Origin of the sequence: Acinetobacter sp. S40 (assembly GCF_016624705.1) — a bacterium.
Lineage (GTDB): Bacteria > Pseudomonadota > Gammaproteobacteria > Pseudomonadales > Moraxellaceae > Acinetobacter.
The window spans coordinates 1-13,395 of sequence record NZ_JACVTU010000022.1 but is presented as its reverse complement, the minus strand read 5'-3'; the positions used below and the strand labels follow the sequence as shown (position 1 = coordinate 13,395).

Genomic DNA, 13,395 nt, shown 5'->3' with positions numbered 1-13,395 from the left:
GAGCGTAAATAGAAAATTTTTACTTACGCTCCATCTTTATGATCAATCATTATTGAATTAAAAGAGACATCAAAATGACATTAAATGATCAGGCAACAGCGCAAGATCTGTTTTTTCTAAGAAAAACGTTTGAATTGGCAGAACAAACTAAATTGCAAGGTTTACATCCTTTTGCCGCAATTGTGGTGAATGCGCAAGGCGAGGTTGTGACTGAGGCAGGCAATAATTCATTGCCTCCGACGGGTGATCCCACCCGTCATGCTGAGACTGTTGCAGCAGGACAGGCCGCACGACTCTTGTCATTGGAACAGTTGCGTAATTGTACTTTATATACCAATGCTGAACCCTGTGCGATGTGTTCTGGTGCGATTTATTGGACCGGTATTGGTCGGGTCGTCTATGGCATGAGTGAAACACAACTTCTCGAAATTACAGGAAATCACCCAGAAAACCCGACGTTATCTTTACCTTGTCGTCAGGTATTTGCTAGTGGACAACGCGAAATAAGGGTCATTGGGCCGTGTTTGAGTGAAGAAGCAGCGCAAGCACATCAAGGGTTTTGGACTGAATTAAGTCACTAAACAGATTTTTTATTTAAATATTATTCACAAAATAAAGTGATTGCAGCATGGCATGTCCCTTGCTTCATTCTAATCACATGAGCTAAAGAGATGACCTGATGGCTTTACCTACCGATAAAATCTCTGTTGATCCAGACTTGAATATGACCACCAGTAGACCTGTACCTATCTTGCAGAAAAATCGTCTGGAGTTGATCAATATAACGAAACAGTATGGCAGTTTAGTGGCCAACGACCATATTAATTTACAGGTCGCACCCGGTGAAATCCATGCAGTATTGGGTGAAAACGGTGCAGGCAAAAGTACCCTGATGAAAATTATTTATGGGGCAGTGAAGGCCGATGAAGGAGAGATTGTCTGGAATGGTCGCTCTGTCACTATTGAAAGTCCTGCTGCGGCCCGACGTTTGGGAATTGGTATGGTGTATCAACACTTTTCTCTATTTGAAACATTGACGGTAGTGGAAAATATTGCACTGGGCTTGGATGAAAAATTTGATCTAAACGCATTATCCAAGCGCGTCATTGAAGTCTCTGAAAAGTATGGATTGCCTATTGATCCGAAAAGAACCGTTTATAGTTTATCGGTTGGAGAGCGACAACGTGTTGAAATTGTACGTTGTTTATTGCAAAACCCATCATTGTTAATTTTGGATGAACCCACTTCGGTACTTACGCCTCAAGCAGTATTAATCTTGTTTGAAACGTTACGCCGTTTAGCCAGTGAAGGGGTATCAATTTTATATATCAGTCATAAACTCAATGAGATACAGAGCTTATGTGATTGCGCTACTATTTTACGGAGTGGAACCGTGACAGGAACTGCCATTCCTAAACAGGAAAGTACCGTGAGTCTGGCTAAGATGATGATTGGGCGTGATCTTCCTGCTTATGAACATCCTGTTTATGTGGGCGAGAGTAAGCCTATATTTGAAGTGAAACAGCTCAATGTTCAGGCACCTGATATTTTTGGAACCTCGCTCGAACATATTCAGCTTAGTGTGAAAACAGGAGAGATTCTGGGTATTGCAGGTATTTCTGGAAATGGTCAAGCCGAACTGTTGACGGCCTTGTCTGGTGAAATTACGACTGCAAAGGGCTGTGTAATTTTAGAGGGACGGGCGATCGGCCATTTAAATGCGGGACAGCGCCGCGCACTGGGTTTTGGTTTTGTGCCTGAAGAGCGTTTGGGACGTGGTGCTATTCCCGCGATGAGTCTAACTCAAAATGCTTTACTGACCGCATTTCGACAAGGTTTTGTACGTTATGGGTTGGTCAATTACGAAAAAGCGCGTCATTTCGCACAAGACTGTATTCAGAAATTTGCGGTAAAAGCCTCTGGAACGGCGGCTGTCGCGCGTTCTTTGTCGGGCGGCAACCTACAAAAATTCATCGTAGGTCGTGAAATCCTGCAACAGCCTAAAGTTATGGTGGTGGCCCAACCCACTTGGGGGGTCGATGTCGGTGCAGCCGCCTTTATTCGTCAAACACTGATTGATCTGTCGCGGCAGGGTGTCGCCATTATTGTAATTTCTGAAGAATTGGAAGAATTATTTGAGATCAGTGATCGAATTGCTGTTCTGGCCGCAGGTCGCCTAAGTGAAGCTCAATCTGTCAATGAAACCGATGCTGAAACGATTGGTTTGATGATGTCTGGATTGCATCCGCAATCGCAAAGCCCAAGCGTTTTAGACGCATCTGCTTAGGTCTATATCATTTGAACTGGGGTTACATATGCATTTACTCGAACCGCGTGATCATCCATCGATTTTAATGAAGTGGCTCTCTCCCTTAATTGCTTTGGTGGCCACGTTCTCTATTGGCGGCCTATTATTTATGATTTTAGGGAAAAATCCGCTTGAAGCTTTTCAGGTTTTCTTTATTGAACCCTTATCTAGTTGGTATGGCTGGAGTGAGCTGATTATTAAAGCCAGTCCCTTAATTTTAATTGCATTAGGCCTATCGATTGGATTTAAAGCCCGTATTTTTAATATCGGTGCTGAAGGCCAGCTCATCATGGGCGCAATTTTTGGGGGTGGTTTAGCCATTGCGTGTCAGGGAATCTCCGCATTTTGGGTCTTACCTTCTATGGTGATTGCGGGTGCACTTGGCGGAGCTTTATGGGGGGCTATTCCTGCATTATTAAAAACTCATTTTAATGCGCAAGAAACTCTTACCACATTAATGCTGAATTATATTGCGACATTTATTTTACTGTATTTGATTAATGGGCCGTGGAAAGATCCCGAAGGCATGAATTTTCCACAATCGGTTATGTTCGACGATGGAACTTTATTTCCTATTTTATTTGAAGGCACACGAATCAATGCTGTGATTGGGGTGACCATTTTTGCAGTGTTGGCATTCTGGCTGTTTAGTAAACGCAGTTTTCTTGCATATAAGCTCGAAGTAGGTGGTCAAGCACCTGATGCTGCACGCTACGCGGGGTTTTCTGCAAAGCAGGCTATCTGGTTTAGTCTTATGATCTCAGGTTTTATGGCTGGTATTGCAGGCATTGGTGAGGTTGCAGGTCCGGTTGGACAACTCAATCCAAATATTTCTCCAGGTTATGGTTATGCCGCAATTATTGTGGCGTATTTGGGACGATTAAACCCGATCGGGATTGTTTTGTCAGGATTTTTGATGGCCTTGCTCTACATTGGTGGAGAAACCGCACAGCTAAATCTACAACTTCCTGCAGCAATTACAGGATTATTTCAGGGAATGTTGTTGTTTTTCTTATTGGCTGCGGATGCTTTCATCGAAAATCGCTATCGGTTTGGCAGGTCTAAAACAATGAAAAAGCATACATCTTCCATTGCATCCACTGAAACAGCTTAGGAGTTAGACATGATTGATTTAGTTCCAATTTTAGCGGGTACTCTGGCCGCGGGCACACCCCTGATTTTTGCAGGAATGGGTGAGTTGGTTGCAGAGCGAACAGGGGTGATTAATCTGGGTGTTGAAGGCATGATGTTGATTGGTGCCATTGCGGGTTTTGCTTTTTGTGCAAGCACAGGTCTAGGGCCTGCAGCAGGACTTTTGGCAGGGGCCATTGCAGGGGCGGGTGCTGCACTCATTTTTGCAATTTTGGCACTTTCGCTCGCAGCTAATCAGGCCGCATGTGGGCTTGCGTTAACCATTTTCGGTGTGGGGTTATCTGCTTTTGTGGGGCAACATTTTGTCAGCAACAGTTTGGAGGGGTTAAAGGCACTGGATATTCCCGTCCTGTCGGAGCTCCCTTTTATCGGACCGATTTTATTTCACCAAAATTATGTGGTGTATTTATCGATTTTATCTTTTTTTGTCATTTGGTGGATTTTGGCAAGAACCAAGCTGGGTTTATTGCTTAAAGCGGTGGGCGAGTCACCAGAGTCAGCACATGCAATGGGTTATTCAGTATTGTTGATTCGTTACGGTGCCGTATTGTTCGGTGGAGCCATGGCGGGAATAGGTGGGGCATTTTTATCAACAGTATATACGCCATTATGGGTTGAAAATATGGTAGCAGGCCGTGGTTGGATTGCCATTGCACTAGTGGTATTCGCAGTGTGGAAACCTGCACGATTGATGGTCGGTGCTTATTTATTTGGTGGTGTCACCATTTTACAATTCCATGCGCAAGCGTTGGGTCTGGATCTGCCTGTTGAATTACTGGCGGCGTTGCCGTATGTGGCTACGATTTTAGTTCTGGTCTTGATTTCACGTGATAAAAAACTATTGCAAATGAACTTACCTGCATCATTGGGGAAATCCTTTATTCCTTAATGTTTTTATGATGATGAATAGATGAGTCAGGTTGAATCATCTATTTATCATCAGAGTTTAAGCCTCTAAAATTAAGATTAAAATTTTTTGCCGTATCTTCTATATGATTTTTAAATAAATTTGAAATATGACAATTAAGTCAAAATTTTCAAAAAATCAATAAAAATAGTATGATAATTTTAATTGTTAAGTAAATATTAACAATAATATGCCATTTTTTGAGGTTTCCATAAGATAAATAATATATTTGTATTAAACAAAACATTAATCCATAATGTGCCTATTGAAAATGTGGCCTAAATTAAAATCAGGCCATATGCACCAGATTTAAGTTACCCTCTGGATGTTCTTGAAAAGCATCCTTTTTTATGCCCAGCCATTCTATATGGCTGGGTTTTTTTTGGGGTTAAAATATTAAATTCTTATGATTTAAACGTTATTTACAAAACTCACTTAGAGGAATTAACGATAATTATTATCGCTTGAATTAGGCGCGTATAACTTCTCCAGTAATGGCATCAAGAATACGGCTAGGTTGTTGGCTTGAGCCTAGATCACCATTTAGATAATCGACATTTACATCAAAATAATGACTGGCTTCCTGTAGTGAGCGGGCTGGTTCTAGACCTGCGGGATTAGCACTCGTAGATACAATAAAACCATTAAAAGCATTGCAGAGTGCGATACATAGCGCATGTGTTGTCACTCTTACAGCAACTTGAGTATGTTTTCCTGTAATCCACTGGGGAATTTGTGTTGTGTTGACAGGCAGTAGCCATGTGGTAGCGCGTTCAGTCACGCTACGATTAGTCCAACTTTGAATGACCTGATTCTGTCTTTCTGAATCAAGGCTTTCAAGCAAGGGGCGGACTTGGTCTATATGACTTGCCAGTAAAATGACCCCTTTTTCGATGGGGCGTTTTTTTAGAGAGAGAATTTTATGAAATGCCTGTTCATTAAATGGATCACAGCCTAGTCCCCAGACGGCCTCTGTAGGGTAGGCAAGCACATTGCCTTGTTTTAAGCTCTGTGCCGCTTCTACAACGGAGGTGGTCAGCATCATGATGTCCTGCTTTGATAAAACATTTACTATTGTGAACTTTAATAGCTTGGTCGGCAACGTTGATATAAGCCCGCTTGCTGGAGACATAATCCTGAAAGCTCTAGCTCCATCAGTTGAGCGGTAAGCTCGGCAGTTGTGCCATTGAAGTTCTGTGCTAGTTGATCCAAACCTTGCCCTACCCAATCCAGATGTTGATATAAACCAATTAAATGTTCTGGAATATTAATGTTTTGTTCAGTCTGATTATTTTGAGGTTGCTGTGTCATTTGCCACTGAGTTGGGAGTGCCAAATCTTCAATGATTTGTTCAGGATGATCGATTAAAATCGCACCTTCACGAATAAGTTGGTGACAACCTTGATGAAATTCACTGTAAATATGACCAGGAATTGCAAAAATTAACTTTCCTTGTTTAGCCGCTTCATTGGCAGTAATCAGTGAGCCACTTTTTTGTTTCGCTTCCACGACCAGCACCCCCAAGCTTAAACCACTGACAATACGATTACGTCGTGGAAAATTGTGCTGTAAGGGCAAAGTCTGGGGTAAAAATTCAGTAATTACTGCACCATGTTGTGCAATTTGCTGACGTAAACTTTGATTTGCCGTGGGGTAGGTGCTATCTAAACCTGTTCCCATCACAGCGATACTGCGTTGGTGTTGTAAACCACCCTGATGTGCTGCTTCGTCTACTCCATGTGCCAGACCGCTACTGATAAAGAAGCCTTTTTCACTTAAATAAAAAGCAAAATCATACGCAACCTGCCGGCCATGAGGACTTGGTTTTCGGCTGCCCACAATCGCGATTTGAGGTTGTAGTAACGCTTCGACTTTACCCTGGCCAAAAATAATCGGTGGACGGTCTTCATACGGCAATAGCTGTGAAGGATAAGACGTATCTTCTGGTGTAACAATAAAATCTGTGTACTGTTGAATGAGATCAATCAGCTTAGCAAAATTCTGCTGACCAGCATCTGTTTGATATTCCTGGACACGTTTGAGATGGCTTGCATGTAAACCCAACCGTGACCATTCTGATAAATGCTTGGGCAACATTGCTCGTTCACAGTGACCAAAATGATTTATGACTTTTTGAAACGCTGAAAGAGAATGTTGCAGCAAATACCACACTGCAATGGTGTGGTAGTGATGCTGACTTAATTTTTTTAACATACGATAAAGTTTTTAATCATCAAGACGTGGAGGCAAAATTTCAGCGCCTACTTTAATAGGTAAAGAACTTTCTAACACATAAGCATAGCTTAGTTGATCAAAGGTCCTAAACACCATTAATGTACCAACCTTCTGGTTTGGTAATTTAATTTTTTCTTTAGTTTTAGGGTCTTGAACAGTTTCGCCCTGTTGGTAGATTGCAAAAACATGACCTGATTGAACACCATCCAAACGCCCACGATCAATCGTTACCACACTATTTTTCGCAGCCGAACCAATCGAGCCCATCACTCGAATAATCTGTCCACCTTGAGTCACTTGATTGGCTTCAGTTGGATAGAATAGAGTCGGTAACATGGCTTCCTGTTCAAACATGACTAGATCGCCACGACGAACTTCAGCATTGTAGCTGTCAGTGAGTTCCATCGTCGCAATATCATTGTCTTTCTGGGTCACGATGCCTGACGCCACTTGTAGCAGTTCCAAGCCAACCGTGTGTTTTTTGCCTTTTGCATCAGTCAATACATAAGGTTCGCCCTTACGATACACTGCATAACGTTGACCTGAGGTTAAACCTTGGCCACGCACATACACACTTTGTCCTTTCCCTGCCAATACCCGTTGATCTGCCGTACCTAAAATATAAGGTGTATTTTCGATACTATCACTCGCAACTATCGCAGTACGATCCAGCCACTGTTTGATATTATCCAGTGGGATCACAGGGATGCTATTGCTCAGTTGTTCAATACGAACTTGTGGCTGTAACGTGGTTCGGCCTGAATAACGACGGATAATGCCTTCGCAGCCATCCCCTTCATCGCGCCCCACAAGTGGACGACCATCTAGTGTACAAAGCAATAAACGATCTCCAGGGTAAATCCAGTGGGGATTTTTAACGTGCTTATTGCTTGCCCAAATTTCAGGCCAGCGCCAAGGCTTATCTAGAAATTTTCCTGAAATATCCCACAAAGTATCGCCTTTTTTAACGACATACACATTAGGTGCACTTGCTCTCAGCGCAGGTGGATTCACATTGGGACTTGCTGCATGGGTCATGCTTAGCCCTGTCATGCCAAGTCCAGCGCAAATCGCCACAGCGATACATTGTTTTTTAAACCCCAAAGCATTAAATGATCGAATGCCGTCCAAAACCTTTTTCATTATCATAATTCCTAAAAATTATGTCTGTAGTTGCGTTATAATAATCACAATACACACATTTTTTTGATGAAGCTTTTTCCTTCATTGGTTTTTTGATCAATGGTATAAGTGAGGATAATCGTATGGCCTTATTACCTATTTTAAGTTTCCCAGATCCCCGCCTGCGCACCATTGCTAAGCCTGTTGAAGAAGTGACCGATGAAATTCGTCAACTTGCAGCTGATATGTTTGAAACCATGTATGAAGCACCCGGTATTGGACTGGCTGCAACACAAGTAGATCGCCATATTCAGCTGATTGTCATGGATTTGTCTGAAAATAAAGACCAACCCATGGTATTTATTAACCCCAAAGTTACCCCACTTACCGAAGAAACTCAGCCTTATGAAGAAGGCTGTCTCTCAGTGCCTCAAATATACGATAAAGTTGAGCGTCCGTCACGTGTCAAAATTGAGGCAATTAACCTTGACGGTCAAGCATTTGAGTTAGAGGCTGACGAACTTCTCGCTGTTTGTATCCAACATGAAATGGATCACTTAAATGGCAAGTTATTTGTAGATTATTTATCTCCATTAAAACGTCAGAGAGCGCGTGAAAAAGTTGAAAAAGTAGTGCGTCAACGTGAAAAAGTGGCTGTAAAACGCTAATTTTGCAATTCAGACTCTATAACAAAGCCCAATTTTGATTGGGCTTTGTTATACTGGCCGACGAAAAAATGTTGAGACGAACGTTTTGCTGTTACGCATAGGGTTACTGCTTGGTTTTACAGCAGTGTTTTTACAGATCGCGGTGTTTTTACAACCGCTACTACCGAAGCAATATCAAATTGCTCCGGTCTGTGAAACTATTACCCAAGCATTGATGCTTAGCTCACCACAGTCGTCCTCCGAACATTCTTCGCATTCAGCCATGCAGCATATGCATCATGAAATGTCCGCAAAGTCCATGCATGGGCATGACCATCACGATTTGAATCATCAATGTCAGTATTGTACCGTTTACGGCAATCTGGTATTGCCACCTGAGCTGGAAGTCAAAGAAATTCTGGTGCGTATTCAAATTCGTTTACTGGCGTATCAGCAAGCATTTCGCCACATTTATTTTGTACTTCAGCGACTTTTTTTACTGCCTCAGGGCCGAGCCCCGCCTGTTTTCGCATAACCAAATACTTTTGAGTTTTAAAGACTCCATCATGCTTAAGCTGCTTTATGTTCAGTTTAGGCTACTCCGTATTTATGTTTTGAGATAAACAGACATGACTCAAACTCAATTTTTATTACAGCCACTTTCGGCTGCGATTCTGATCGCGACGACTTCTACTTTTGCCTATGCGCAAGATAATATTCCAACCAAAAAAATGGCGTCCATTGTCGTTACTGCACAAGAGGCTAAACGGGCAAATGGATTAATGGTTGAAGCTGATCCTAAACAGCCTATTCAGCCAGTTCCAGCGACCGATGGTGCTGATTATCTACAAAGCATTATGGGTTTTAATGCGATTAAGAATGGTGGAACTAATGGCGATGTCACTTTTCGTGGCATGTTTGGTTCACGCATAAAAATTCTGACTGATGGCACAGAAAATCTGGGTGCCTGTCCTGCCCGTATGGATGCACCAACGTCTTATATTAATCCAGAAAGTTATGATCGAATTACGGTAATCAAAGGGCCTCAAACGGTTCAATATGCCAATACAGGTTCTGCGGCTACCGTGATTTTTGATCGAGAACCTGAAAGTTTAACCGCTGATAAACCTTACCGCGGTCAGGCTAGTGTTCTAATGGGCTCATATGGACGATTAGATCATAATGTTGAAGCAGCGATTGGTGATGACACTAAATATGCCCGTATTAATGCTAATCGTTCGGTATCGGATAATTATCAGGATGGCAATGGTGACAGCGTACATTCTAATTGGGAACGCTGGAATGCTGATTTGGCCCTAGGCTGGAAACCCACTCAGGATTCATGGATTGAGCTCAAAGGTGGAAAAGGGGATGGCGAAGCCGCGTATGCAGGGCGTAGCATGGACGGAACACAGTTTCAGCGAGAAAGTCTGGGTTTACATGCCGAACAAAAAAATATTAATGAGGTGATTAAAAAAGTTGAAGCTCAAGTTGACTATAGCTACAACGATCACATCATGGATAATTATAAAATGCGTACGCCACCCATGATGCCAATGGCGATGGAGGTAACTCGTCGAACACTAAATACTCGAGCAGCTATCACCACAGAATGGGACAAGTTTAGTGTTATTTCTGGTGTTGATTCACAGCGCAACAAACATGCGGGTAATATGTATATGCGGGATGCAAATCCAATTCCAGCTTTGGATGGAGACCTGCGTTTCGAATCTTATGGTGCATTTAGCGAATGGACATATCACTTAAATCCCGACCATAAACTGGTTGCAGGAGCGCGTTTTGATCATGTCAAAGTCGATAGTGTGGAAAATGACCAACAGCGAACAGATACTAACCCAAGTGGTTTTATTCGTATTGAAAGTAATTTCCCTGAACATGGTTTAAAAACCTATGCAGGAATTGGCTACGTTGAGCGCAGTCCAGACTATTGGGAGCTTTATAGTACAGCGACAGATCATGGGAATGGTTCAACCAATATGATGGGTGAGTCGTCTTATTTAATGGTCAATAATTTAAATAACTTGAAGACTGAAAAAACTGCTCAACTGGATATTGGATTTGAACACGAGCATGGTGCATGGAATACATGGGCATCTGTTTATGCAGGACCGATTAACGACTTTATTTTGGTGAAATACAACAGTTCTAATTCAAGTCAGATGTATCCATTGGCACGGAATGTTGACGCAACCATTGCTGGTGCAGAAGCGGGAATCGGTTATAAATTTAATGACCATCTTCAGGCGGATATTTCAGCTATGTATGCGTGGGGTGAGAACACAACGGACAATAAGCCCTTACCCCAAATTGCACCTCTGGAAGGACGCTTAAATCTGCGCTATGTTCAGGAAAAATATAGTTTAGGTTTATTGTGGCGCGCCGTTGCTGAACAAAATCGTATCAGCCTGAATGAAGGTAATGTGGTGGGATATGACATGAGTAAGAGTAAAGGTTTCTCTACCCTAGCTATTAATGCAACTTATCAATACAGTGATGCACTCGACTTTTCAGTAGGGATTGATAACCTACTCGATAAAGCCTATAGCGAACACTTGAATAAATCCGGTGCGGCTTTGTTTGGTTATGCAGCCAATGAACAGTTTAATAATATTGGTCGTAACTACTGGGCGCGTGTCAGTATGAAATTCTGATCTTCTAAATTTAAACATTTTTTTAATTTTTATGGAGTAAGCCCATGCGTGAAAAACTCTCACCTGAGAAATCTATTTGGGGCTGGAAATTATTGATCATCGCGATTATTTTAGCCTTTTTATTCATGGTGGTTTTCTATTTGGCATTGAACAATGAGCCTGACTATATGCCAAGTCATAAACAAAAACAGATGCAAATGCAGCATCAGATGCAGTCTGATTCTACGAAAGAAGAGGCTATCCATATGGATATGAAAGATATGCCAATGGATGAGCATAACTCGTCATCTTCACACTGAGTATAATGGATGAGAGGGAGTTTAAACTCCCTCTTCTGTATTTACTGATGCATACTGGCCAGTTGTTTGGATTCACTTTGATATAAAGCCAACCCAAGTTTTTGAATATTTCGCCCTTTTTCTCGTAAAGTTTGGTCGAGTTTGGGCACAAATTTCGCACTGGTATATAACACCAGATTGCGAATAATCAAATAATAGGCAAACCATGCGGCTGAACGGTGTTCCAGTCCCAGTTTTTGCATGCGAGCACGCCCAATGAAAAATTGAGTAACCTCCAGATGTTGTCTATAGGCTAATTTTTGCTGTAAAGGGCGAAGGTAGCGATAACGCCGTTCAAAAGGCTCTTTAGATAAACTTTGTCCGAGCGCAAAACTGGAATCATCGGATTGAGGATGGGCAAACTGCATCCAGTATAATAATCGCCAGCCGTCACTTTCCTTTTCAACTAGCCATTTTTCATCAACTCCCATAAGCCAACCAATATATTTCCAAAAATGTAGGAAATTTTCTGTCTCTTGTTTTTTAGGTAAAATTCCCAGTGCTCGGATTCCCAGCAATACCACACCACTAAAAGCAATATTGGTCATGGCTAGATCAAACTGATTAATGGGCAAGCCCCAGGTATTGGCATCCCAACGCTCTGATTTACCCAACTGATGACGGACCAATGCATGAATAAATCGCACATAAATAGTTGAAGTAAAACCTGCATTAAAGCGTTTCAAGCTATTGGGTTCAGTAATATCGACCCACCATTTGGTCGTTTCTGCCAAACGTGTACCAGCCTGTTTTTTTAAAGCACCTGTCAGCATCAAAGGTTGATTAAATCCAGGATATAAATAACCCGCCATGAGCGATAAATCCCGAAGAATGAAACCATTATTGATACCTAATTTATGGGTGAAGCGTAGTGCTTCATCGATCTTGTCCTGCTCTAGCCATACAGGCGCTTGTGTGACGTGAACAAAAAAATGCTCAAGTTCTGGGACAACTTCTGGAAGCTGTTCAACTCCATGAAATAGCGCCGTTTCAAAATATTGACGATGCAAACGTGGGTTTTTCATCATCCAGACAATTACTTGATCCATCTCATGATCACCAGACGTTAAGGCTTGGTTAAGGGCGGAGTATTCTTCAAAGCTTGGTTGAACTGGGCGTTTATTGATCTGCGATAAGATCCGACTTAACCAGTTTTTTTCTGACATTTGCTCAAAAGAAGATAATCTGGAAGGTGTGGAATTCTGCATTGTGGTTTTCGCCTGATTATTGTTTAATCAAACTCTAATACGAATAATTATTCGCATTCAATTCGCATATTTAAGAGCGGCAATCATGAGAAAACAACCGCAACAACAACGCGCAATTTATCTGGTCGATACCGTTTTACAGGCAACGCAACTGTGTATTGCCGAATATGGATTGATGCAACTTACCACTCCTAAAATCGCCGAACGTTCAGGTATTAGTGTGGGATCAATTTATCAGTATTTTGAAAATAAAGAGCAAATAGTTCAGGAATTACTCCTACGCAAAAGTGAAAATCTAGGACAAGCATTAAAACAACTAGTCGTGGCACAAGAGCACCTCAGCATAGAAGAAATCATCCCGTTGAGTATTCAATTTGGTTTTGACATGATGAAAGCTGATCAAGGCTTTTTTATCGAAGTGTTGAAGCATTGGCATGATTATAACCATTCAAAAGCCGCTCAGATTTTAGAACAACATTTTTTTGAAGTCGGTTTGTATGTGTTTAACCATTTTTATCGGGACTGGGACTTTGAAACTTTAAAACATAAATCCTTTGTCATCATTAATAGCACCTTATTTACCATGATGCGCTATGTCAGCAATAATGATTTTCTGATTGAAGAACAACAACTTAAAAACGAATTATCAAAAATGATTTTAGCTTACCTAAAAGGGTGAAAATAATTAAATAAATAAAATCAAGTGTTTATGTGAATTTTAGCCTAAAACATAAGCACTTGAAGATAAACCCCTAAAAAAGTGGTTGCATGGATGGGGGAATGCTGTAGAATGCGCACTCATCGGC

The 13,395-nt window shown here is 41.6% G+C and carries 13 protein-coding genes; 9 read left to right on the top strand and 4 right to left on the bottom strand.

From position 1 onward, the window contains the following. Positions 1 to 74 precede the first annotated feature (74 nt). From IAE19_RS15805 to IAE19_RS15790, 4 genes are all read left to right on the top strand, one after another. Positions 75 to 581, top strand: coding sequence for a nucleoside deaminase (locus tag IAE19_RS15805; protein WP_200461870.1), 507 nt, complete (start codon positions 75 to 77; stop codon positions 579 to 581). Between the two features lie 98 nt (positions 582 to 679). After that, positions 680 to 2,287 carry an ABC transporter ATP-binding protein gene (locus IAE19_RS15800; protein ID WP_200461869.1) on the top strand — a complete coding sequence of 536 codons (1,608 nt, stop codon included), beginning with the start codon at positions 680 to 682 and terminating at the stop codon, positions 2,285 to 2,287. A gap of 28 nt (positions 2,288 to 2,315) precedes the next feature. Continuing rightward, positions 2,316 to 3,422: an ABC transporter permease gene (locus tag IAE19_RS15795; protein WP_200461868.1), complete on the top strand. Its 1,107-nt coding sequence runs from the start codon at positions 2,316 to 2,318 to the stop codon at positions 3,420 to 3,422. Between the two features lie 9 nt (positions 3,423 to 3,431). Continuing rightward, entirely contained in the window at positions 3,432 to 4,349 is a 918-nt protein-coding gene (locus IAE19_RS15790; protein ID WP_200461867.1) for an ABC transporter permease, read from the top strand. Positions 4,350 to 4,836: 487 nt separating this feature from the next. On the opposite strand, the gene IAE19_RS15785 is transcribed toward IAE19_RS15790, so the two are convergent. Genes IAE19_RS15785 through IAE19_RS15775 form a run of 3 tightly spaced genes read right to left on the bottom strand, consistent with a single transcriptional unit; the run spans position 4,837 to position 7,745 of the window. After that, positions 4,837 to 5,409, bottom strand: coding sequence for an L-threonylcarbamoyladenylate synthase (locus tag IAE19_RS15785; protein ID WP_200461896.1), 573 nt, complete (start codon positions 5,407 to 5,409; stop codon positions 4,837 to 4,839). Positions 5,410 to 5,450: 41 nt separating this feature from the next. Then, the gene (gene dprA / locus IAE19_RS15780; protein ID WP_200461866.1) at positions 5,451 to 6,581 is read right to left on the bottom strand and encodes a DNA-processing protein DprA; all 1,131 of its coding nucleotides are present in this window, start codon (positions 6,579 to 6,581) and stop codon (positions 5,451 to 5,453) included. 12 nt (positions 6,582 to 6,593) lie between these two features. Further along, positions 6,594 to 7,745 (bottom strand): LysM peptidoglycan-binding domain-containing protein, encoded by a 1,152-nt coding sequence (locus IAE19_RS15775; RefSeq protein WP_200461865.1) that lies wholly within the window; start codon positions 7,743 to 7,745, stop codon positions 6,594 to 6,596. Positions 7,746 to 7,867: 122 nt separating this feature from the next. Between IAE19_RS15775 and def the strand changes: the two genes are divergently transcribed. From def to IAE19_RS15755, 4 genes are all read left to right on the top strand, one after another. Next, positions 7,868 to 8,392, top strand: a complete 525-nt coding sequence (gene def / locus IAE19_RS15770) for a peptide deformylase (RefSeq protein ID WP_004985572.1) — start codon at positions 7,868 to 7,870, stop codon at positions 8,390 to 8,392. 85 nt (positions 8,393 to 8,477) lie between these two features. After that, positions 8,478 to 8,906 (top strand): DUF2946 family protein, encoded by a 429-nt coding sequence (locus IAE19_RS15765; RefSeq protein WP_413784505.1) that lies wholly within the window; start codon positions 8,478 to 8,480, stop codon positions 8,904 to 8,906. A gap of 94 nt (positions 8,907 to 9,000) precedes the next feature. Beyond that, on the top strand, positions 9,001 to 11,043 hold the full coding sequence (locus IAE19_RS15760) for a TonB-dependent copper receptor (protein ID WP_200461864.1): 2,043 nt from the start codon (positions 9,001 to 9,003) through the stop codon (positions 11,041 to 11,043). Between the two features lie 44 nt (positions 11,044 to 11,087). Further along, the gene (locus IAE19_RS15755) at positions 11,088 to 11,342 is read left to right on the top strand and encodes a hypothetical protein (protein ID WP_200461863.1); all 255 of its coding nucleotides are present in this window, start codon (positions 11,088 to 11,090) and stop codon (positions 11,340 to 11,342) included. A 41-nt stretch (positions 11,343 to 11,383) separates the two neighbouring features. On the opposite strand, the gene IAE19_RS15750 is transcribed toward IAE19_RS15755, so the two are convergent. After that, a complete protein-coding gene (locus tag IAE19_RS15750) occupies positions 11,384 to 12,589 on the bottom strand; it encodes an oxygenase MpaB family protein (RefSeq protein WP_200461862.1) in 1,206 nt (401 codons plus the stop codon). A gap of 85 nt (positions 12,590 to 12,674) precedes the next feature. On the opposite strand from IAE19_RS15750, the gene IAE19_RS15745 reads away from it, so the two are divergent. Further along, positions 12,675 to 13,268 (top strand): TetR/AcrR family transcriptional regulator, encoded by a 594-nt coding sequence (locus IAE19_RS15745; protein WP_200461861.1) that lies wholly within the window; start codon positions 12,675 to 12,677, stop codon positions 13,266 to 13,268. The last annotated feature ends 127 nt before the right edge of the window (positions 13,269 to 13,395 follow it).